The following is a 20,868-nucleotide window of genomic DNA, read 5'->3' on the forward strand; positions in this document are numbered from 1 at the left end:
TCGTTAAATCATTTAAGACCCAAAGGTGCCCAGTGAGTCGTTGTGAACGTAAGACGGTGGGCGATCATCGCCGCCACTGCTTGAACATCACGCAAAGGGATCAAGGGCATATCACCTGTAATTGAACGGGCAATCAAAGGAGACAGTAAGTCCCCTTTGACTCGGTATTGTTATTGTCAGTGTTCGCGATGCGAAATTATTTTAGCAAACCGATTTCTTTGTAGTATTTTTCAGCACCTGGATGAAGGGGAATAGAGATCCCGGCTTTAACCATGTCTTCTTTTTTCAAATTAGCAAAAGCAGGGTGAAGACGTTTAAAGGTATCAAAATCTTCAAATACCGCTTTGACTAGGTTGTAGGCGACTTCATCAGACACATCGGTGCTTGATACCAATGTCGCTGCCACACCAAAGCTGGTTACATCTTTATCTGTTCCACGATACATGCCAGCAGGAATGGTGCTGTAAGCGTAGTAAGGGTTATTGGCAACAATTTTTTCAATTTCAGGGCCAGTGGCAGAGACGAGTTTTGCATCGCATGAGGTTGTTGCTTCTTTGATTGAACCATTTGGATGGCCAACCATGTAAATGAAGGCGTCTATTTTATTGTCGCATAACGCTTGAGAGCGTTCAGAGCCTTTGAGTTCAGAAGCTAGCTTGAAGCTGTCATTGGTCCAACCAAATGCATCCATCACCACTGCCATCGTGGCTCTGTCACCCGAACCAGGGTTACCAATGTTGACACGTTTACCTTTCAAGTCTGCCACGTTTTCAATGCCAGAATCGGCGCGAGCAATGATGTTAAAAGGTTCGGTATGAAGAGAGAATACTGCGCGCAGTTTTTTATTCGGGCCTTGTTCGCTAAATTCGCTAGTGCCGTTATAACCATGGTACTGCCAGTCAGATTGAACGATACCAAAATCAAGCTCATTCGAACGAATGGTATTCACGTTGTAGATAGACCCGCCGGTTGATTCGACTGAGCAGCGAATGTTGTGGTCTTTACGCCCTTTGTTAACCAGCTTACAAATAGCACCACCTGTTGGGTAGTAAACACCAGTGACGGATCCCGTACCAATAGTAATAAATTCTTGTGCACTGACCGTTCCTGCCCCCATGACGGCTGCTGCAATTACTCCAACTTTAATCAATTTATTCAACGCCATGAATTTCCCTTCCTTATTCATTATTAATCCCATAGATAATTGTTGTTACACCCTTCTCAGTTGAAGTTGCTGTGGTGTTGGCTACGTTGGTTTACCCCAATCACAGAATCTTATCCATGCTATATGACAACTGACTCATTTGTCGTCTATCCGCCACTTCAAGATGTTTGGGGATCGGGGGAGTTTCCTCATCTGGAAACGGCATCTTTTTCAATCTGAGTATTGAAAAAGCGGCTAAATAATACCAAAAAATCGGCACATAATTACAGAAATGTTAAAAAATGTAGCGAAATTTGCTATTAATAAGCGTCACTATCAGAGTCAAAATATGGCAATAGCTTGCCTATCAAGGAGTTATTTCTCTTTCTGTTGTGACAACTTATTGCTGAAGATGTGAAGAGAATCACGCCGACTTGACGCAGTGTGATTCTACTAGAGAGTGAGATGAAATACGTTTAGGGACACATTACCCTGCGTAATCAAATAGATCACAGACTGAATCAAACAATTGCTTTGTCGTTACGTTCAGTGTCGGTGTGATAAAAATGGTATCGTCACCGGCCACCACACCCAAGATGCCTTCCGATTTGCCCAGAGAATCAAGTAACCGAGCAATAAGCTGTGCCGCCCCTGGTCCGGTATGAATCACTACCAGCGCGGCATTGTGATCTATGTCTAGCACTAACTCACGCAGTGAACTTGATACGGTTGGTACACCGAGCTCAGCAGGAAGGCAGTAGACCATTTCCATTTTTGCGTTGCGTGTGCGCACCGCACCAAATTTAGTCAGCATGCGAGATACTTTGGATTGGTTGATACTATCAAACCCTTCATTACGCAGGGCATCGACAATGTCACCTTGAGATCCAAAACGCTCTTCTTTTAATAGATTTTTAAAAGCACGAACCAGATTATCTTGCTTATCATTATTGTTGCGCATAGTTATCGTCTTCGATTAGCCATTTATTGCTGCATATTCTCGCATAGCTATGCAGTTATCGCCAAATTATCGTCCAAAAGTGTCTAAAAGGTCACTGTAAACATTTGTGTAAAACTTTGGTCGAATGGCAACTTAACTCTTTGTCGCTAAAGATAAACAAGGTCATAATTGCCATCGCTGCTGTAGCTCGATTTTAGCGAATTGCGCGAGGTCGCAAAGCTAGCGTTAATTGATTGTAATCATATTGTGATTACTATAGTTTTCTAGCTTAAAAATACCCTACACGAAAACATTTATAAGAGATTTATTCTCAAGGAGAACTACGATGAAAGTAGCTGTTATTGGTGCCGCTGGTGGCATCGGTCAAGCCCTAGCACTTCTACTTAAAAACCATCTTCCTGCTGGCTCCGATCTGGCGCTGTATGACATCGCACCGGTGACTCCGGGCGTTGCTGCCGATCTAAGCCACATTCCTACCCCTGTATCGATCAAAGGCTATGCTGGCGAAGATCCAACACCTGCGCTTGAAGGTGCGGATGTCGTTCTTGTTTCTGCTGGTGTCGCTCGTAAGCCGGGTATGGATCGCGCGGATCTGTTTAATGTTAACGCTGGCATTGTGAAAGCGTTGGCTGAAAAGATTGCAGTTGTCTGTCCGAAAGCCTGTGTGGGCATTATCACCAACCCTGTCAATACAACAGTACCTATTGCAGCGGAAGTCTTGAAAAAAGCAGGCGTTTACGACAAGCGTAAGCTATTTGGTGTGACAACGTTGGATGTGATCCGCTCAGAAACGTTTGTCGCGGCGCTAAAAGATAAAAACCCTAGCGAGATTATTGTGCCTGTGATTGGCGGCCACTCAGGCGTAACTATCCTTCCTTTGCTTTCACAAATTGAAGGGGTGGAGTTCACGGCCGAAGAAGTGGAAGCCCTTACTAAGCGCATTCAAAACGCAGGCACCGAAGTGGTGGAAGCGAAGGCGGGTGGCGGCAGTGCAACACTGTCAATGGGTCAAGCGGCTTGCCGTTTTGGCTTATCATTAGTCAAAGCACTGCAAGGTGAACCAGGTGTTGTGGAATGTGCCTACGTTGACGGTGGTAGTGAGCATGCCTCATTCTTTGCACAACCGATTAAACTCGGTAAAGAGGGTGTCGAAGAAGTGTTGAGCTATGGTGTATTGAGTGCCTATGAACAAGCTGCGTTAGATGGAATGCTGACAACACTGAAAGGTGATATTCAACTGGGTGTTGATTTCGCCAAATAAAGAGTAACCTTATCTTATACAAAAATGCCGCTTGCTCATCCAAGCGGCATTTTTTATGGTTTTTACCGATATTTTTGTATGATGATGCTTTGAACTGTGTAATATGCGGTTTTTTTTACTGAGCAGTGCACTATTTTCGTCGTGAACTTATAAACTCTTTGATCCCTAGCAATGAATTTGACTATTGACTCACTATCTCAGTGACCGCGATCACATAGGGATTGATGTCTGGTAAATATGTTCTCTAAAATAGCGCCTTCCTCTAATGTGTCGATACTCACTGGATAGTTCCCATGGATAATAAGCTTGGTTTGGGCTCACTGACAGCACTGGTCATTGGTTCAATGATTGGCGCTGGTGTTTTTAGCCTGCCACAAAACATGGCCTCAGTCGCCAGCCCTTTGGCGGTCATGATCGGTTGGGGGATCACCGGCGTTGGTATGATCTTTCTCGCGCTCTCTTTTCAACAACTTGCCATCCATAAACCTCATATCAATAGTGGTGTATTTGGTTTTGCTCGAGAAGGATTTGGTGACTTTGCGGGTTTTTGTTCCGCATGGGGCTACTGGTTTAGCGCCATGGTGGCTAATGTCTCCTATCTGGTGATTGTTTTTAGTACCTTAGGCATGTTGTTTGATACACCAGATAACGTGATGTTTGGTGCGGGTAATACGTGGCTTTCCATTGTGAGTGCATCAGTCTTACTTTGGTTAGTGCATGCGTTGGTCAAAAAAGGAGTACAAACGGCCGCATTTATTAATCTGATTACCACCTTTGCGAAAATGATCCCTCTAGTGTTGTTCATCATTTGTGCCGCTTTTGCTTTTTCTTGGGACAAATTCACATTGGATTTTACAGGCTTGCACTTCGGTGCTGGCCATGATCTGCTGGATCAAATAAAAAGCACCATGTTGATCACGGTATGGGTGTTCATCGGAATAGAGGGAGCGGTTGTTGTGTCAAGCCGCGCTCGCCACCGTGCTGATATCGGTAAAGCGACTATTCTCGGTTTGCTTACGGCGTTGACCATTTATGTATTGGTCACCTTATTGTCGATGGGCGTGATTAAACCCGTTGAATTGGCGCAATATCAGAATCCTTCAATGGCCAAAGTGCTGATGACTATTCTTGGTCCTTGGGGTGAGTACATCATAGGTGTTGGATTAATTATTTCGGTGTGCGGTGCTTTTCTTAGCTGGACGGTCCTAGCCTCTGAAGCGCCATTTTTATGTGCCAGAGATAAGATGTTTCCTGCCATCTACGCCGAGCAAAACGAAGCGGGGAGCCCAGTAAAAGCCTTAACTCTAACCAATGTCTGCATTCAGGTCTCACTGATTCTGGTGATGTACGCAGGCAGCACCTACGATACGCTGCTGATCTTCGCTTCAGAAATGATCCTTGTTCCCTATTTTTTGATCGGCGCCTTTACGTTAAAGATCGCGATTGAACAGAAGAATAAAGGCAAACTTTTGGTAATAGGTTCTTGTGCCACCATTTATGGAATTTGGCTTTTGTATGCCTCTGGTTTGCACTATTTGATGCTCTCCGCGCTACTCTACTTACCTGGGCTCTATTTCTACATGAAAGCCAAACGAGAGCAGGGCATTGATCCTTTTCAAGGCAAAGAAAAGTTAGGAGCTTGTGCTTTAACGATCGTGGCTGTTTTTGCATTTGGCATGATTTGGCAAGGCGGGTTTTAAATAACGCTTAGAATCAAAAAGAGCCTCAACTGAGGCTCTTTTTGTAGCGGTGCATTTCTAGGCAAAGATCGATTCTTCGTCCAAGCTAGCGGCTGTTCTACTTTGTTCTATTCACAGCCATATGAGCTAGAGCTATCAGTGCTTGTTTATATTCACTTTCTGGCAGGATAGACAGCTCATTGATCGCTTTATCGGCTTCTTCGAGCGCTTTGTTGGTTGTGTATTCAAGCGAGCCTGTTTGTATCATTGCCGCTAGAATCGCATCAAGCTGTTCTATGCCATTGGCTTTCTCGATGGCCTCACGGATCATCTCTTTTTGCTCGGGTGTACCATGCTGCATTGCGTACAATAGAGGAAGTGTTGGTTTGCCTTCTGCTAAATCATCGCCCACATTTTTGCCCATTTCACTGCCATCAGAGGTGTAATCCATCACGTCATCAATGAGCTGGAAGGCTGTGCCAAGGTACTTACCATAGTTCTGTAGTGCCGTTTCAATTTCAGGAGAAGCGTTACTTAATATCGCACCAATCTGGGTCGCAGCTTCAAACAAACGCGCTGTTTTCGAGTAGATCACTTGTAGGTAATTTTCTTCGGTAGTGTTTGGATCATTACAGTTCATCAATTGCTGCACTTCGCCTTCAGCGATAACGTTCACCGCATCGCTCATCAGCTCAAGGATCCTTAACGATCCTAGTGTAGTCATCATTTGGAAGGAACGCGTGTAGATAAAATCCCCCACTAACACGCTCGCTGCATTACCAAATGCCGCGTTCGCTGTTGCTTTGCCACGGCGCATATCCGATTCATCGACAACGTCGTCATGCAGCAAGGTTGCCGTGTGGAGGAATTCAATAAATGCCGCGGCAGTCGTGTGCGCTTCACCTTGATAACCAAGGGCTCGAGCCGACAAAATAGCCAGCAAAGGACGCAGACGTTTCCCACCTCCGCTGACGATGTAGAATCCTAATTGATTGATTAAAGATACATCAGAGTTGAGCTGAGCTTGAATCGTTTCATTCACTTTTGCCATGTCATTGGCAGTAAGCGTTTGGATAGCTTTAAAATCCATGGTTAATCCGGCTGAAGTTAGAACCTATAAGGTGTTGTGTTCTTCTATAATTCTCGAATAATACACTAAAAAACGTTGATTAATACAAGGCTTAAAGGCATGATTGCGCCACTTTTCATTGGCGATTAGCTTTTCGCCAATTTTTTCAAAATATGGCTTGTCTTGGGGTACTCATTCGCGTAGAATCTGCGCCCTATTGATGATTAGTTTAGCGCACACCCAAATTGCTCAAATAAAAAGCATACGGCTGTGCGGAAAGAGCGGAGTAAAATATGTACGCTGTTTTCCAATCTGGTGGTAAACAACACCGTGTAAGCGAAGGTCAAACTCTTCGTTTAGAGAAATTAGACGTTGAAACTGGTGCAACTGTTGAATTTGATAAAGTTCTACTAGTTGCTAACGGTGAGCAAATCACTGTTGGGGCACCTCTTGTTGAAGGCGGTAAAATTACTGCTGAAGTAGTACAACACGGTCGTGGCGATAAAGTTAAAATCGTTAAGTTCCGTCGTCGTAAACACTCTCGTAAACAACAAGGCCACCGTCAGTGGTTCACTGAAGTGAAAATCACTGGCATCAACGCTTAAGTAATTTAGGAGAGTTTAACAATGGCACACAAAAAAGCTGGCGGTTCTACTCGTAACGGCCGCGATTCAGAAAGCAAACGTCTTGGTGTTAAGCGTTTCGGTGGTGAATCTGTTCTTGCAGGTAACATCATCGTTCGTCAACGTGGTACTAAGTTCCACGCAGGCACTAACGTTGGTATCGGTAAAGACCATACTCTTTTCGCTCTTACTGAAGGTAAAGTGAAATTTGAAGTTAAAGGTCCTAAAAACCGTAAATTTGTTAGCATCGACGCTGAATAAATTTATACCTAACTGAACTCAAAAGCCCTGCCGTTACGGTGGGGTTTTTTATTTATCAGCCGAACAGAAAAGAAGACACTCTAATCACTAGAGTTTCTCCTTATGTGTTCCAATTGTGGATAAAACGAAGGATGATCACGGTCGATCCTGAATGTGTATCTGCTAGAATTTATATCATTGTGTGACAATGATATCGCAACGCAAAGAGCGTGGAGTAACAAATGAAATTCGTTGATGAAGCGATAATTAAAGTCGAAGCGGGTGATGGCGGTAACGGTGTCGTGAGCTTTTGGCGTGAAAAATTCGTGACGAAAGGCGGCCCTGATGGCGGCGATGGCGGCGATGGCGGCGACGTTTATATCCAAGCCGATGAAAACTTAAATACCTTGGTTGATTACCGATTCCAACGCTTTTACGCTGCTGAGCGTGGCCAAAATGGTGGCGGTGCTAACTGTACAGGTAAGCGCGGTAAAGACATTACTTTGAAGGTGCCTGTTGGGACTCGAGCGGTTGACATTCACACCAATGAAGTGGTGGGTGAAGTTGCAGAGCATGGCAAAAAAGTGATGGTCGCTAAAGGTGGCTGGCATGGTTTAGGTAATGCTCGCTTTAAGTCATCCGTTAACCGCGCACCACGCCAAAAAACCATGGGTAAAAAAGGTGAGGTGCGCGAATTGCGCCTTGAGCTTTTACTGTTAGCTGACGTGGGTATGCTTGGCTTGCCGAATGCGGGTAAATCAACCTTTATTCGTTCTGTTTCAGCAGCGAAGCCAAAAGTCGCTGATTACCCCTTCACTACGCTGATCCCAAGTTTGGGTGTCGTGAGTGTGGTTCCTGAGAAAAGTTTCGTGATCGCTGATATTCCGGGCTTGATTGAAGGCGCGGCCGATGGTGCTGGTTTAGGTATTCGCTTCTTAAAGCACTTAGAACGTTGCCGAGTGTTGCTGCATATGATCGACATTCTTCCTATTGATCAAAGTGATCCTGCGCAAAATGCGCTGACCATCTTTGATGAGCTAGAGCAATACAGCGAAAAAGTGTCACAAAAACCTTGTTGGTTGGTGTTCAACAAAGTTGATCTGATGCTTGAAGAAGAAGCTGATGAAAAGATCCAAGAGATCTTAGATGCGCTAGCTTGGGAAGGGCGATACTTCAAAATTTCGGCAGTAAACCAACAAGGTACGGCTGATTTGTGCCGTGAGTTGGCTGACTATATGGAAACGCTACCTCGTGAGCAGGAAGAGCTCAGTGAAGCTCAGAAAGTCGATTTCATGTGGGATGATTACCATAAAGATGAGATGAACAGCCAAAATGTGATCACTGAAGATGGTGATGACTGGGATGATTGGGACGACGAAGAAGATGACGGTCACGTTATCTATGTTCGTGATTAATTTTCGTTCGTGATTAATTTTCCAGAATTGATTGAGCCGCAATGATTATTGCGGCTTTTTTATAGCTAAATCATATTTAAAGCACCCAATTTCGGGCACACTATTGGGCTTTTAGGACGTTCGGAAAGGAATCATGACATCCAAACAGAGACCAGTTTCTCGATTGATCGCTCAAGCAGGGCAAATGTTGTTGGCTCATGGTGCGGAAAGTACACTGGTGGGCGATATTATGCGTCGCATGGGAGCGGCGTGTGGCATGAGTGAAGTGGAAGTATCGCTCTCGGCGAGTTCACTTGTGCTAACCACGGTTTACGATGGCCATTGCATTACGACTGCGCGCCGTTGTCCTGATCGTGGGATCAATATGCGGGTAGTGACGCAAGTCCAGCGCATCTGCATCATGATGGAAAAAGGGATTTTAGATTATTCTTTTGCTCAAAAAAAACTCAATAAAATCAGTCCTGAACGTTATAACCGTTGGTTGGTTGTGGTAATGATTGGCCTCTCTTGCGCAGCTTTTGCCCGTTTAGCTGGCGGAGATTGGATGGTCTTTATGATGACGTTTTTTGCGTCCGCCGTCGGTATGATCGTCCGCCAAGAGATTGGGCATCGACAATTTAATCCGCTCGTCAACTTTACGGTGACTTCGTTTGTCACTTCGATCATTTCAGCGCAGGCCATCATCTATCAATTAGGTAATAAACCAACCATTGTGATGGCTTCTTCGGTGTTGATGTTGGTGCCCGGTTTTCCTTTAATTAATGCCGTCGCGGATATGCTTAAAGGTTATATCAACATGGGTATTGCCCGTTTTGTGATGGCAAGTTTGCTGACGTTGGCAACGAGTTTGGGCATCGTTGCGGCGATGAGTGTGACGGGTGTATGGGGTTGGTAGCGATGGATTGGATGAATTTATTACTCGGTCTAGCCAATGACATGTTTTTTGCTGCAATCCCGGCCGTTGGTTTTGCTTTGGTGTTCAATGTTCCTGTACCAGCACTAAAATATTGTGCGTTAGGTGGCGCGATCGGTCATGGCTCACGTTACCTAATGATGCAATTTGGTATTCCCATTGAGTGGGCGAGCTTTTTTGCTGCAACTATCGTTGGAATGATTGGCGTGCGTTGGTCGCGTAAATTTTTAGCTCACCCTAAAGTATTTACGGTAGCGGCATTGATCCCAATGGTTCCCGGCGTTTTTGCCTTTAAAGCGATGATTGCAATGGTCGAAATTAATCATCTAGGCTTTACGCCTGAGTTGCTGGCGATCCTAATGGCTAACTTTTTAAAAGCGATGTTTATTATCGCAGGTTTAGCGGTTGGCCTTGCGGTGCCGGGTTTGTTATTCTATCGGCGCAAACCCATAGTGTAAGGGCATGGGCTATTTTTCGTGATGACACTTTAGGATCTTATTTATGATCATCAGCATGATTGCTGCGATGGCAGACAACCGGATTATTGGTAAAGACAATCAAATGCCATGGTATTTACCGGCAGATTTTGCATGGTTTAAACGCTGTACGTTGGGTAAACCTGTGATCATGGGGCGCAAAACTTATGAGTCTATTGGTCGCCCGTTACCCGGCCGTCATAATATCGTGATCAGCCGTGATGCTTCATTGGTGATTGAAGGAGTGAGTATTGTGCCTTCGATTGAAGAAGCCATCGAGGTTGCAGGCAATGTTGATGAGGTGATGATCATTGGTGGCGGCTCTGTCTATCAAGCCTGTATGTCACAAGCTAATAAACTATACCTCACCTTTATTGATTTAAATATTGAGGGAGATACTCAATTTCCTGAGTGGGGGAGTGAGTGGCAAGAAGTTCATCGTGAAATGTATCAAGCGGATGACAAAAATGCTCACAACATGCAGTTTGTGGTTTTTGATAAGCAATAGAGGATTTCGGATCGATATTAAGCAACGATCCGGATCTTTTTATTGGTTAGCCTTTATGGGTTAATGCTGGTTGAGTGAAGTAGTGCTTATCTTCCCAGCGTAGCATGGTCAAACATCCTCCCCACACACAGCCAGTGTCAAGCCCTATCACTTCCTTGCTGCGGTAACCTTTTAAAGCGGCCCAGTGGCCAAAGAGAGCGGTTTTATCGAGCTTAATGCGTTTAGGCAGGGCAAACCACGGTAACAATTCTTCATCTTTTATTTCTTGAGGGGGAAGTTTGCACGCCATATCAAGACGCCCATCAGCAAAGCAAAAACGCATCCGAGTATAGGCATTGATGGTATAGCGATAGCGATCAATCCCTTCTAGCTTCGAGCTCCACATATCAGGTGTGTTGCTGTACATCTGCTCGATAAGCCAACACCAACGATCGCTTTGCAAAATACTTTCGACTTCTTTTGCTGCTTGGCGCGCTGTTTCAAGATCCCACAGAGGAGAGATCCCCGCATGGCACATGACAAAGTCAGCATGTTCAGCGAGGAGCGGTTGATGGCGCAACCAAGTGAGCAGCTCTGCTGCATCGTTCGCTTGTAATATGGGTAAGGTTTTATCACGAGGTTTACATGGGTGGATGCCCTGTGAGACGGCCAGTAGGTGAAGATCGTGATTGCCTAGAACGATACGCGCCGCACTACCTAATTGTTTGATAAAACGTAGTGTTTCTAGAGATTTAGGGCCTCTTGCAACTAAGTCGCCAGCGACCCACAGTGTGTCTTGCTGTGGTTGGAATTGCACTTGAGCCAGTAAGCACTGCAGCTCATCAAAACAGCCTTGAATGTCGCCGACAATATAGTTCGCCACGGCTACCTCTTTAATTTAAAACATTGGGAACCGCGAGACGAAATGGTTCTATTTCAACAGTAAATTCAGCGCCCATTTCATCTAACATAATATAGTGGCCTTGCATGACACCGACTGGCGTTTCCAACGCGGTACCACTGTTATAGCGGTACTCATCATTGGGCAAGATAATCGGTTGTTCCCCGACTACTCCATCACCTTCCACAGACATCTGTTTGCCATTTGCATCGGTAATTAACCAACGGCGGCTCATCAGCTGTACCTGCTGGTTGCTGAGGTTACGGATGGTGATCACATAGGCAAAGATATAGCGGTGTAAATCGGGATTGGACTGCTCGGGGAGATACTGGGTATGGACTTGGATTTTGATACAAGGTTCAGAGATATCCATGTTAACTCCTTGTTTTTATAGATGAGCGATAGACATTGGCCGTTTATCGCTCAATCGTTATTAGGCGTGATGAGCGTCTAACCAGTTTGCCATAGCAACAAACTGTTCAAGTGTTAGGTTTTCCGGGCGCATGCCAGGGTTGACCCCAAGTTCTTCTAGTGTTTCCACCTCAATCAAACCTTTGTAGCAGTTGCGTACGGTTTTACGACGTTGGTTAAAACCATCTCGGCAGACACGCTCTAACCATTTCATATTTGTCGTTGGATGCGGCAGTACTTCATAAGGCACCAAACGCACCACGGCTGAATCAACTTTCGGTGGCGGCACAAAAGCCGTTGGCGGAACTTCTAACACAGGAACCACTTTGCAGAAATACTGCGTCATAACCGTTAAGCGCCCGTAAGCTTTACTGCCGGGACCAGCAGCTAAACGGTTGACCACTTCTTTTTGCAGCATGAAGTGCATATCTTGAATATCTTTATGAAATTCAAATAAGTGGAACATTAATGGCGTTGAAATGTTGTATGGCAAGTTGCCGAAAATGCGCAGTTTATTATTCGGCTTCACCAACTGCGTGAAGTCAAAGCGCATCGCATCGCCTTCGTGAATCGTCAATTTACTCGATAATTCTGGGTGGTTGCGTAGGCGCTCAGCTAAGTCACGGTCTAGCTCAATAACAGTGAATTTATCCACTTCGCGGCCGACTGGCTCAGTTATCGCCCCTAGACCTGGGCCGATCTCAACCAAATTTTGCCCCGGACGAGGGTTAATCGCAGAGACGATGCCATCAATAATGTATGGATCGTTTAGGAAGTTTTGACCAAAACGTTTACGCGCTTTGTGTCCTAAGTGGACATCATTTCTCATAGTTTTCTCGAAATTAATTAGGTTTCTTTTCTACCAAGTCAATCGCGTAGGCGAGTGCTGTTCTAAAGCTCCCTGTATCCGCAAGCCCTTTCCCTGCCAATTCGAGTGCGGTGCCATGATCGACCGATGTTCTTATAAAGGGTAGACCAAGAGTAATATTTACTGAACGACCAAAGCCTTTGTACTTTAATACGGGCAGGACTTGATCGTGATACATACCTAAAACAGCATCGGCATCTTGCAAGTATTTGTCATTGAAGATGGTGTCGGCTGGTAGTGGGCCAATCAAATTAATGCCATCTTGTTGACGAATTTTTTCTAATGTTGGAGTGATGGTTTCTATCTCTTCACGGCCTAGGCAGCCATCTTCTCCCGCGTGCGGGTTTAAACCACATACATAAATTTTGGGTTGCACAATGGCAAATTTTTCCACCAAATCTTTATGTAAAATGGTGATGATCTTTTCTAACCGCTCAACCGTTACCGCATTTGAGACATGAGCTAGTGGAATATGTGTTGTCGCTAGTGCGACTCTCAGCCCTTCTGTTGCAAGCATCATAACCACAAGTGGGGTATTGGACTGTTCAGCAAAAAACTCAGTGTGGCCACTAAATGTCACGCCAGCTCGATTTATCACCCCCTTATGCACGGGGCCGGTGACAATAGCATCAAATTCATTATTCATACAGCCTAAAGCGGCTCTTTCTAATGTATTTAATACATAATGACCATTGGCCTCATCCAATTTTCCGGTTATGACCGGAGCACCGAGCGGAATATGATTCACTACTAACCGCCCCGCTTGCTGTGGTTTTGGTGCAGAGGTGACTAAGTAGTCTTCCAATATAACGTCAATATTGAGCTCTTTAGCGCGCTCTGCAAGCAAGCTTTTGTCTGCGCATACCACTAGTTGATGTGCCCAATCTTCTTTCGACAAAGCCAGCACTAAATCTGGGCCAATGCCAGCGGGTTCACCTGCCGTGACAACAATACGTTTAATTGTCATCTTGCTCATCCTTTAATACTTCGACAAAGGCACTGGCACGCATCTCTTGTAGCCAAGCACTCGCTTCTTCATTAAATTTACGATTGAAAAGAATGCGATAAGCTTTGTTTTTCAGTGCTGAATCGGTACGGTCGACTTCACGGCGATCAAGTACTTCGACAATGTGCCAACCATGAACGGTTTTGAAGGGTTCGCTGATTTGCCCAACCGATAATGTTTCGATTTGATGTTGAAACTCTGGCACGTACAGATCTGGTGTTTGATAACCCAGTTCACCATTTTGCGCCGCAGAGCCGGGGTCTTGGCTGTATTGCTGCGCAAGTTCGCCAAAGCTCGCTTCACCAGCCTTAATGCGACGAATGAAGTCATTGAGCTCTTTTTGTACGCCGTCATCACTTAAAATAACGGTCGGTTTAATCAATATATGACGGGCATTAACTTCTGTGACTGCGACGGTTTCTAACCCTTTGACATCATCAATTTTAAGAATGTGGAAACCGACGCCACTGCGAAATGGCCCAATAATAGAGCCTTTGTTTTGCATTTTGATTTGGTCGGCAAAAATTGTCGGCATTTCTTCTTTGCGCATCCAGCCCCAATCACCACCTTGCAGTGCTTTCGGACCTTTTGAATAGGTGTAAGCCATGGTGCTGAAATCCGCGCCTTGGTTGAGTTTTTCGACTAAGGTTTTGGCTTGTTGTTCTACTGCCGTTTTATCTTGAGTGTCGTCAACGCGCAGTTGGATATGGCTGATTTTATATTGCACCGTTGCATTGGTTTCTTGCGCAAGAATATTAGCTAAGTTGTCCACTTCGTCCGGTAAGATATTGATCCGGCGACGAACCAAAGCATTACGTGCTTCACTTGAGGCAATTTCATTACGCACTTGTTCACGAAATTCCGCGTAAGTCAGCCCTTCTGCGGTCACAGAGGCGTTGAGCTGTTCGAGGGTTTGATTATTGTTTTTCGCAATCTCAGCGATCGCATCATTGAGCCGATTATCGTCAATGCGTACACCAATACGTTGTGCTTCTTGTTGCTGAATGGTGTCAATAATCAATTTTTCAACCACTTGCTCACGCAGCACAGTCTCTTCTGGTAGCGTTTGGCTATTTTTCTTTGCATTAATGGTCAAGGTTTTTAATGCACCATCAATATCACTCTGTAAAATAACGCCACTATTGACGATGACGGCGACGCGATCGAGCTCAACAGGAGCAGCAGATGCGGTGTTTAGGCTTAATGTTGCCATCAAGCCAATCAGTGTGTGTTTCCACGATTTCATTTGTAGTCCTATCAAAATGAGCAAGGGCCTTGGCTTGAGCGAAGGCCAAATAAATTAGTTGTTTAGGAAAAATGGACGACCATAACCCAATGCATTTCCAGCGCTGTCTACACCCGTCATTCCGGAACCTGCGCCAATCGTGGTGCCAAAACCGACAATACCAAAGTTTAAACTAAAGTTATTTTCGTAAAGTGGTGTCGCATCCGGGTCCGTTGCAAAATTACCATTCCATCTTCGCAATTGATTACTGTATGTAAAACCGATGTACCAGCAGTCAGAGGTGTAGCTTAGGTTAGCGAGCCACTCTAGATTATTATCTGTGGTTAAATCGTAGAAGTACTGTCCGCTGGCATTCCACTTTTTGGAGATTTGATATCCGGCCAGTAAACCCGCTTGAGAGATCCCATCTTCGGTTATCCCGCTAGTACTAAAGTCAACGGTATTTTCTATATAGTCTTTAGTAACATAGCGATAGTTAGTTTGAATGTATCCAGAACCCACTCGGTACTCTAGGGTACTGTTGGCCAGTTGCATCGTATTGCTATCAATGTCGTACTGAACTCCGCCGTGGTAGAACAGAAAATCGCCATAGTTGAAGTCCATTTCGACGGCCCAAGCCGAGTAGTTGGAGCTACTGTCTGAATTTTCAGTCTCATTGGGTGAGGAGTTCTTGAGATTTTTTTTGAGATAAAATATCTGACCAAAAGAGATGTTTAAACGCTCTTTATACTGATCATCGAAAAACCGTGAAGAGGCGCCGTAGCTGATTTGATTTGCTGGGGCAATATAATCGACACCACTGTACTTACGGCTGCGGAATAAACCATAGTAATCGGTTTGCAGTAATGTAGTGTCATATAGCCCGATGCTGCGCTGATCTTCTCTCGGTACATATAAGTATTGAATTTGCGGTTCAAGTGTTTGCGTATAATTATCAAACAGAACCGTATCTCTCTCTAGCACCAAACCAGCATGAGTTCTAAATTCCGGAATGATGCGTGAAACGTTCTCTTTCAGGTCTTTATTATTACCCGAACTGAGCTCAACCCCGCTAAGATCTTGTTGGTAATAGGTTCCTAGAATGCGCGCTTCGGTTGTCCAAGTTCCCCAAGTGTTGCTAATAGGGATGGTAAATCCAGGCTCAATGTGCGCTCTGGTTGCTGCAGGTTTTCCTTTTGCATCGGTTTCAAAACGCGATAGATGGCTCACCATATCAAAGTTCAAATAGGGCAATACTTCGGGAGCGTAGTAATTAAACGCAATCTGTGGCATCAGGCGATAAGGTTGGTTGATGCTGGTTTTATCTTCAGTAAGCAGTTGAAAGTCACGAACCAGTATCGATGAGTCCCAATTGAGGGTCCGGTAGGTGGCTTTTCCTTGTTGGATAAGCTGACCATCTTCTCGGTTACCTATGCCGGAATCCACATCACTAAAATAACTAACGTCACTGACCTGAGAGTAATCAATCTCAAACTTCCAAGCTTGGTTGAAAATACCACTGTGTTGGTATTGGAAGCCCCAACGGTCTCCTTTCTCTAGGTATTTCTGATCATCAGGTAAATATTCAGATTTAATGTTACCTACGCCAAAATCATTCAGATAACGGAATTCACTGTTTAATTGAGTTCCGCGTTCTTGCATATATTTGACGGTTGTTTTTAGGTCATAGTTTGGCGCTAAGTTCCAATAAATAGGCACTTGGGCTTCAAAACCATCGCTAGAGCCGTAAGAAACGGTAGGGTATAAAAATCCCGTTTTTCGTGTGTCGCCAATCGGCACCGTAAGAAATGGCAGATAAAAGATCGGAATATTTTGAATTTCGAAGCGTGGATTATAAAAAGTGGCTTGCTCTTCATTTTGGTCGATATCAATACTGGATGCTTTCATTCGCCATGCATTGTCGCCTTCAGGGCAAGAGGTAATCGAGCCATCTTCAATCTCATAAACGGCTTTACCCGTTTTGGAAATATACACAGCTTCACCACGGCCAGGTTCACACAAAAATTGATATTTTGTGTTCTCTAATGTCATTAAATCTGTGTTGAGGTTGTTGGTTGCTTTGTCAGAAATGGTCTTTACTTGACCGTCACTGAAGTTGACATTACCTTGCGCAACCACAATATTGTCTTTTTGGTGTAGGGTCACGGTATCAGCCAGAATACGCTTTTTCCCTTGAACAACGACCACATTGCCTGAGTAGTTTGCGCGTTCACCGTTCACGGCTTCTAGCGTATCAGCCTCGATATTAATCGGTTGCTGACCATTTTCTACTTCAGGTTGGTTGATCAAACATTGATCTATAGCGGGCATTTCCTGCACACTATTGTCTAACATAGCTTCTGCTTGAGTCTGTGGCACAAAAAGAGCTGCGCTAATTGAAGCGGCTAACAAGGTGCGGGAAAAACATGACATCGAGTTGTACTATCCTGTTTGAACTTGATTGATTCGGAAGATGGATGGCCGAATGTAAAATAAAACGTTTCTTATCATAAAGGAAATTGAAGCTCCCGGCACTATCAGACCGCTTTACTCCTGAAAAATTCATAGATTGAGAGCACATAATGCATATTTTTGGCAAAATTCTTGGCGCTTTTTTTGGCTTCTTATTTGGAGGACCGTTTGGCGCATTTTTTGGTTTGTTTCTCGGGCATCAGTTTGATAAAGCTCGTCGTTTGAATCAGGCAGGGTTTAAAACTGGCTCATTTGGTTCAGGGCCAAGCCAAACTGAACGACAAGACGAATTTTTTAAAGCGGCTTTCGCTGTCATGGGCCATGTCGCTAAAGCGAAAGGGCAAGTCACCAAAGAGGAGATTCAGCTAGCTACCATCATGATGGGGCGTATGAACTTACATGGTGAGCAACGTAAAGCGGCTCAAGATGCATTTCGTGAAGGGAAGGAGAGTGGCTTTCCTTTAGAGGAAGTGTTGGAGCGTGTGCGCCTTTCGACGGGTGGACGCTTTGACTTGTTGCAATTTTTCCTCGAATTGCAAATATCAGCCGCGTTTGCCGATGGGGATGTTCACCCTAGCGAGCGCAATGTACTGCACAAAATCGCTCGCAGTTTAGGTTTCTCATCCGATCAACTGGAAAGACGTCTGCGTATGCAAGAAGCGGCTTTTCGTTTTCAACAAGGCGGAGGTTTTGGTGGGCAACAGCAAGGTTATCAGCAATCGGGGCAGTGGCAGCAAGCATCACAAGCTTCTCGACTCTCGGATGCCTACGATGTGTTAGGTGTGAGTGAAGATGCGGATGCTAAAGAGATTAAACGTGCCTATCGCAAATTGATGAATGAACATCACCCAGATAAATTGATGGCCAAAGGCTTACCACCAGAGATGATGAACGTTGCGAAAGAAAAATCGCAAGAGATCCAAAATGCGTACGATTTGATTAAGAAAGAGAAGGGTTTTAAGTAACCGACTATCGTGAATTACCGCGAATGTTCCAATCGATTGAGCTGGTGAAAACTGGCTCTTTTTATTATGAGCATACGCAAGACACAAAAAAAGCCAAGTTTGAAAACTTGGCTTTAGAAAGTGGCTCCCCCTGCAAGACTTGAACTTGCGACATACGGATTAACAGTCCGCCGTTCTACCGACTGAACTAAGGGGGAACAGAATATTTGCTTATCTTATGCAGATAAATGGTGCCGACTACCGGAATCGAACTGGTGACCTACTGATTACAAGTCAGTTGCTCTACCTACTGAGCTAAGTCGGCGCCGAATCAATAAGCAGTGCTCATTGATGAAAAGTGGCTCCCCCTGCAAGACTTGAACTTGCGACATACGGATTAACAGTCCGCCGTTCTACCGACTGAACTAAGGGGGAACAGGTTTTAAAGAATGGTGCCGACTACCGGAGTCGAACTGGTGACCTACTGATTACAAGTCAGTTGCTCTACCTACTGAGCTAAGTCGGCACATTTTTATCTTTAAATTTATTGTCTGTGCTAGGCACCAACAATTTAGAAACTGTGGTGCCCGGAGGCGGAATCGAACCACCGACACGAGGATTTTCAATCCTCTGCTCTACCGACTGAGCTATCCGGGCGACGGGGTGTATTAAAAGGTTTTTCGCATTTAACGTCAACAGTAAAATGCAAAAAAAATGTCGTTTGTTGTTTTTCTATACTTAGTGACTCGTTTTTGCCCATTTTCGTTAAAAATTAGTGTCAGATTAGATAGTGAAAGAAGCGTTGAAAAGAAAATAGGAGCTTTGAATGGAGCAAATAGCGAATAAAAGCGCGTTGAAAAACACACGTTTATCCGTTTGGTTACACTAAAGGAGCAAACTCACCGAACTTGTTTTAGTTTTTGACGGAAAATGGACCTATTCATAACTTAATCGTTGTAGAGGTAATCGTTGTAGAGGTAATCGCTGTAGAGGTAGAAGGGGTTGGATAAATATGACAGGCAATAAAAAAGCCAAGTCGTTAGACTTGGCTTTAAAAGTGGCTCCCCCTGCAAGACTTGAACTTGCGACATACGGATTAACAGTCCGCCGTTCTACCGACTGAACTAAGGGGGAATTATCTGTGTAAGTCTAAGACTTCGCACCAAATAATGGTGCCTCGAGGCGGAATCGAACCACCGACACGAGGATTTTCAATCCTCTGCTCTACCGACTGAGCTATCGAGGCAATAAATGGTGCCGACTACCGGAATCGAACTGGTGACCTACTGATTACAAGTCAGTTGCTCTACCTACTGAGCTAAGTCGGCGCACTTTATTTATTGCTTGCTGCTACTTTAACAAAAGCACCAACAATTTAATTTGTGGTGCCCGGAGGCGGAATCGAACCACCGACACGAGGATTTTCAATCCTCTGCTCTACCGACTGAGCTATCCGGGCAACGGAGCGCTATTAAACGGATTTTCCCTTCAATCGTCAACTGCTTTTTGGAAATTTTTTGAAAAAACGGTTTGTTTGCTGCGAATTTAGACAAAGCTGCGCTTTTTTATCCACCTGAGTTAAATTCCTTTTTGAATTTTGTTACTTTTTCTAAGTACCTTCTCGATTCAGCATTAGGGTGTTTTTGGGTCAGCGCCCAATAGACTTGATTGGGTTGCAGTGAATTTAAGTCCCTCATCGCTCGTTTCCTATCTTTGCTAAAGGTATTGAGTACTCCTCCTGTACCGCCGTTGTAGGCCGAAATCATACTGTATTCGAGCGACGTTGGATGGCTGACTTCTTTGAGGTAGCGGTTTTTCAGAATATAAAAATAGGCCGTTCCCGTATCAATATTTTTTTCTGGATCAAACAGATATTCAGGGCTGGGCTCACCAGATTTATTTTTGACCAGTTTAAAGACATCTCGACCTGCGGTTTTAGGAACCACTTGCATCAGGCCATACGCATTGGCCCAACTGACGGCGTAGGGGTTAAAGCTACTTTCCGTTTTTATGATCGCGTAGATCAGATCTTCGGGAATGTTATATTTTTTCGAGGCTCGGTGCACGATGTCGGCGTATTTATAACCTCGTTTAGAGGCATGATCCGCTACCATAGGAATTTCCACATAGTAGGCTTTTTTGAAATCAACGTTCTTAATTTTTAATTTATTTTCAATAAGATAATCAGCAAATCGATTCGCGCGCCAACCCCACTGGATCGGTTGTTTATCTTGATCAAGCACTTGGTTGTACAAAAATGGCTGACCATTCAATTCGATATTTTGTGAAGAGAAAAGGTCAACGTGTGCGGGATCATCAGGCGTGAGCAAGGTGGTAATAATGGCATTGCGCAGATGTTTTTTGGGGTCAGTTGGGGAAACTGTTTCGATAATGATAGTTCCCGCAGAGAAATTAACTTCAGAGCGACTCAGGTAATTATCAATATATTTCACATAGTTGCTTTTACCGGCTACTTTGATTTCTTTAGTGCCCCAACGTTTCTCAATGTTGCCAGAAAAACTGCTGATTAGCGTGTCTAAGGCGGCGGTATCTTTGACAAATTGCCCAGGTAGTTGCGCTAAGTTTTTGGCAAAACGGTTGGTCGTCTCATAGTCGACGCTGTAGATGCGTTCAACTAATTCTCGGCTACAACCTGCAAGTAGCATTGCAATAAAAAAGTAAGTCAGCTTTCTCATTATCTTCCTAATACAAAAATGACATCAGAGCGTTTACTATGATGTCATTGATTATCCTCGAAATAAATAAGGTATCT

Annotated in this window: 19 protein-coding genes and 9 tRNA genes; 9 read left to right on the forward strand and 19 right to left on the reverse strand. The window is 44.5% G+C overall.

What is annotated here, in order from left to right; all coding sequences use genetic code 11:
• Positions 1-196: 196 nt before the first annotated feature.
• A complete protein-coding gene (locus CCZ37_RS01645) occupies positions 197-1,165 on the reverse strand; it encodes a TAXI family TRAP transporter solute-binding subunit (protein WP_094499589.1) in 969 nt (322 codons plus the stop codon).
• Between the two features lie 466 nt (positions 1,166-1,631).
• A complete protein-coding gene (argR, locus tag CCZ37_RS01650; RefSeq protein WP_010320616.1) occupies positions 1,632-2,105 on the reverse strand; it encodes a transcriptional regulator ArgR in 474 nt (157 codons plus the stop codon).
• Positions 2,106-2,430: 325 nt separating this feature from the next.
• Here argR and mdh point away from each other — a divergent pair, with 325 nt between their 5' ends.
• Positions 2,431-3,366: a malate dehydrogenase gene (gene mdh / locus CCZ37_RS01655; protein WP_094499590.1), complete on the forward strand. Its 936-nt coding sequence runs from the start codon at positions 2,431-2,433 to the stop codon at positions 3,364-3,366.
• A 293-nt stretch (positions 3,367-3,659) separates the two neighbouring features.
• Positions 3,660-5,066, forward strand: coding sequence for a basic amino acid/polyamine antiporter (locus CCZ37_RS01660; RefSeq protein WP_010320618.1), 1,407 nt, complete (start codon positions 3,660-3,662; stop codon positions 5,064-5,066).
• Between the two features lie 97 nt (positions 5,067-5,163).
• On the opposite strand, the gene ispB is transcribed toward CCZ37_RS01660, so the two are convergent.
• Positions 5,164-6,135 carry an octaprenyl diphosphate synthase gene (gene ispB, locus CCZ37_RS01665; protein WP_094499591.1) on the reverse strand — a complete coding sequence of 324 codons (972 nt, stop codon included), beginning with the start codon at positions 6,133-6,135 and terminating at the stop codon, positions 5,164-5,166.
• Positions 6,136-6,407: 272 nt separating this feature from the next.
• Here ispB and rplU point away from each other — a divergent pair, with 272 nt between their 5' ends.
• From rplU to folA, 6 genes are all read left to right on the forward strand, one after another.
• Positions 6,408-6,719, forward strand: coding sequence for a 50S ribosomal protein L21 (rplU, locus tag CCZ37_RS01675; protein WP_010320620.1), 312 nt, complete (start codon positions 6,408-6,410; stop codon positions 6,717-6,719).
• A gap of 21 nt (positions 6,720-6,740) precedes the next feature.
• Positions 6,741-6,998: a 50S ribosomal protein L27 gene (rpmA, locus tag CCZ37_RS01680; RefSeq protein WP_010320621.1), complete on the forward strand. Its 258-nt coding sequence runs from the start codon at positions 6,741-6,743 to the stop codon at positions 6,996-6,998.
• 221 nt (positions 6,999-7,219) lie between these two features.
• Positions 7,220-8,392 (forward strand): Obg family GTPase CgtA, encoded by a 1,173-nt coding sequence (gene cgtA / locus CCZ37_RS01685; protein WP_010320622.1) that lies wholly within the window; start codon positions 7,220-7,222, stop codon positions 8,390-8,392.
• 133 nt (positions 8,393-8,525) lie between these two features.
• A complete protein-coding gene (locus CCZ37_RS01690) occupies positions 8,526-9,287 on the forward strand; it encodes a threonine/serine exporter family protein (RefSeq protein WP_094499592.1) in 762 nt (253 codons plus the stop codon).
• A complete protein-coding gene (locus tag CCZ37_RS01695; RefSeq protein WP_029627276.1) occupies positions 9,275-9,763 on the forward strand; it encodes a threonine/serine exporter family protein in 489 nt (162 codons plus the stop codon). The genes CCZ37_RS01690 and CCZ37_RS01695 overlap by 13 nt, the downstream gene beginning before the upstream one ends.
• Before the next feature lie 43 nt (positions 9,764-9,806).
• Positions 9,807-10,289, forward strand: coding sequence for a type 3 dihydrofolate reductase (folA, locus tag CCZ37_RS01700; protein WP_094499593.1), 483 nt, complete (start codon positions 9,807-9,809; stop codon positions 10,287-10,289).
• A 46-nt stretch (positions 10,290-10,335) separates the two neighbouring features.
• On the opposite strand, the gene apaH is transcribed toward folA, so the two are convergent.
• The 6 genes from apaH to lptD are packed head-to-tail and all read right to left on the reverse strand — an operon-like array spanning position 10,336 to position 17,112.
• Positions 10,336-11,151 (reverse strand): bis(5'-nucleosyl)-tetraphosphatase (symmetrical) ApaH, encoded by an 816-nt coding sequence (gene apaH / locus CCZ37_RS01705; protein WP_094499594.1) that lies wholly within the window; start codon positions 11,149-11,151, stop codon positions 10,336-10,338.
• Positions 11,152-11,161: 10 nt separating this feature from the next.
• Positions 11,162-11,542, reverse strand: coding sequence for a Co2+/Mg2+ efflux protein ApaG (gene apaG / locus CCZ37_RS01710; protein ID WP_094499595.1), 381 nt, complete (start codon positions 11,540-11,542; stop codon positions 11,162-11,164).
• A 60-nt stretch (positions 11,543-11,602) separates the two neighbouring features.
• Positions 11,603-12,409, reverse strand: coding sequence for a 16S rRNA (adenine(1518)-N(6)/adenine(1519)-N(6))-dimethyltransferase RsmA (gene rsmA, locus CCZ37_RS01715; RefSeq protein ID WP_013857835.1), 807 nt, complete (start codon positions 12,407-12,409; stop codon positions 11,603-11,605).
• A gap of 13 nt (positions 12,410-12,422) precedes the next feature.
• Entirely contained in the window at positions 12,423-13,415 is a 993-nt protein-coding gene (gene pdxA / locus CCZ37_RS01720; RefSeq protein WP_094499596.1) for a 4-hydroxythreonine-4-phosphate dehydrogenase PdxA, read from the reverse strand.
• Positions 13,405-14,700, reverse strand: a complete 1,296-nt coding sequence (surA, locus tag CCZ37_RS01725; protein WP_094499597.1) for a peptidylprolyl isomerase SurA — start codon at positions 14,698-14,700, stop codon at positions 13,405-13,407. Before surA ends, pdxA begins: the two co-directional genes overlap by 11 nt.
• Positions 14,701-14,754: 54 nt before the next feature.
• Positions 14,755-17,112 carry an LPS assembly protein LptD gene (gene lptD / locus CCZ37_RS01730; protein ID WP_094499598.1) on the reverse strand — a complete coding sequence of 786 codons (2,358 nt, stop codon included), beginning with the start codon at positions 17,110-17,112 and terminating at the stop codon, positions 14,755-14,757.
• A gap of 149 nt (positions 17,113-17,261) precedes the next feature.
• Here lptD and djlA point away from each other — a divergent pair, with 149 nt between their 5' ends.
• On the forward strand, positions 17,262-18,116 hold the full coding sequence (gene djlA, locus CCZ37_RS01735; RefSeq protein WP_010320632.1) for a co-chaperone DjlA: 855 nt from the start codon (positions 17,262-17,264) through the stop codon (positions 18,114-18,116).
• 121 nt (positions 18,117-18,237) lie between these two features.
• On the opposite strand, the gene CCZ37_RS01740 is transcribed toward djlA, so the two are convergent.
• The 10 genes from CCZ37_RS01740 to mltC form a co-directional block, all read right to left on the reverse strand.
• A tRNA-Asn gene (locus CCZ37_RS01740) sits at positions 18,238-18,313 on the reverse strand.
• Positions 18,314-18,344: 31 nt separating this feature from the next.
• Positions 18,345-18,420 (reverse strand) — tRNA-Thr (locus tag CCZ37_RS01745).
• A 34-nt stretch (positions 18,421-18,454) separates the two neighbouring features.
• Positions 18,455-18,530 (reverse strand) — tRNA-Asn (locus CCZ37_RS01750).
• A 15-nt stretch (positions 18,531-18,545) separates the two neighbouring features.
• Positions 18,546-18,621 (reverse strand) — tRNA-Thr (locus tag CCZ37_RS01755).
• Between the two features lie 55 nt (positions 18,622-18,676).
• Positions 18,677-18,752 (reverse strand) — tRNA-Phe (locus CCZ37_RS01760).
• Positions 18,753-19,153: 401 nt separating this feature from the next.
• A tRNA-Asn gene (locus CCZ37_RS01765) sits at positions 19,154-19,229 on the reverse strand.
• A gap of 36 nt (positions 19,230-19,265) precedes the next feature.
• Positions 19,266-19,341: transfer RNA gene (locus tag CCZ37_RS01770), tRNA-Phe, on the reverse strand.
• A 6-nt stretch (positions 19,342-19,347) separates the two neighbouring features.
• A tRNA-Thr gene (locus tag CCZ37_RS01775) sits at positions 19,348-19,423 on the reverse strand.
• 55 nt (positions 19,424-19,478) lie between these two features.
• Positions 19,479-19,554 (reverse strand) — tRNA-Phe (locus CCZ37_RS01780).
• A 106-nt stretch (positions 19,555-19,660) separates the two neighbouring features.
• Positions 19,661-20,791, reverse strand: a complete 1,131-nt coding sequence (gene mltC, locus CCZ37_RS01785; RefSeq protein ID WP_094499599.1) for a membrane-bound lytic murein transglycosylase MltC — start codon at positions 20,789-20,791, stop codon at positions 19,661-19,663.
• Positions 20,792-20,868: the final 77 nt, after the last annotated feature.

Origin of the sequence: Vibrio qinghaiensis, from assembly GCF_002257545.1 — a bacterium.
Taxonomy (GTDB): Bacteria; Pseudomonadota; Gammaproteobacteria; order Enterobacterales; family Vibrionaceae; genus Vibrio; species Vibrio ordalii.

Excerpts from the sequence above, each read along its gene's own strand:
- folA (WP_094499593.1), top strand. The coding sequence starts at position 9,807 with ATGATCATCAGCATGATTGCTGCGATGGCAGACAACCGGATTATTGGT.
- mltC (WP_094499599.1), bottom strand. The coding sequence starts at position 20,791 with ATGAGAAAGCTGACTTACTTTTTTATTGCAATGCTACTTGCAGGTTGT.
- CCZ37_RS01660 (WP_010320618.1), top strand. The coding sequence starts at position 3,660 with ATGGATAATAAGCTTGGTTTGGGCTCACTGACAGCACTGGTCATTGGT.
- argR (WP_010320616.1), bottom strand. The coding sequence starts at position 2,105 with ATGCGCAACAATAATGATAAGCAAGATAATCTGGTTCGTGCTTTTAAA.
- rsmA (WP_013857835.1), bottom strand. The coding sequence starts at position 12,409 with ATGAGAAATGATGTCCACTTAGGACACAAAGCGCGTAAACGTTTTGGT.
- apaG (WP_094499595.1), bottom strand. The coding sequence starts at position 11,542 with ATGGATATCTCTGAACCTTGTATCAAAATCCAAGTCCATACCCAGTAT.
- cgtA (WP_010320622.1), top strand. The coding sequence starts at position 7,220 with ATGAAATTCGTTGATGAAGCGATAATTAAAGTCGAAGCGGGTGATGGC.
- rplU (WP_010320620.1), top strand. The coding sequence starts at position 6,408 with ATGTACGCTGTTTTCCAATCTGGTGGTAAACAACACCGTGTAAGCGAA.
- ispB (WP_094499591.1), bottom strand. The coding sequence starts at position 6,135 with ATGGATTTTAAAGCTATCCAAACGCTTACTGCCAATGACATGGCAAAA.
- surA (WP_094499597.1), bottom strand. The coding sequence starts at position 14,700 with ATGAAATCGTGGAAACACACACTGATTGGCTTGATGGCAACATTAAGC.
- lptD (WP_094499598.1), bottom strand. The coding sequence starts at position 17,112 with ATGTCATGTTTTTCCCGCACCTTGTTAGCCGCTTCAATTAGCGCAGCT.
- CCZ37_RS01695 (WP_029627276.1), top strand. The coding sequence starts at position 9,275 with ATGGGGTTGGTAGCGATGGATTGGATGAATTTATTACTCGGTCTAGCC.
- mdh (WP_094499590.1), top strand. The coding sequence starts at position 2,431 with ATGAAAGTAGCTGTTATTGGTGCCGCTGGTGGCATCGGTCAAGCCCTA.
- rpmA (WP_010320621.1), top strand. The coding sequence starts at position 6,741 with ATGGCACACAAAAAAGCTGGCGGTTCTACTCGTAACGGCCGCGATTCA.
- pdxA (WP_094499596.1), bottom strand. The coding sequence starts at position 13,415 with ATGACAATTAAACGTATTGTTGTCACGGCAGGTGAACCCGCTGGCATT.
- CCZ37_RS01645 (WP_094499589.1), bottom strand. The coding sequence starts at position 1,165 with ATGGCGTTGAATAAATTGATTAAAGTTGGAGTAATTGCAGCAGCCGTC.
- djlA (WP_010320632.1), top strand. The coding sequence starts at position 17,262 with ATGCATATTTTTGGCAAAATTCTTGGCGCTTTTTTTGGCTTCTTATTT.
- CCZ37_RS01690 (WP_094499592.1), top strand. The coding sequence starts at position 8,526 with ATGACATCCAAACAGAGACCAGTTTCTCGATTGATCGCTCAAGCAGGG.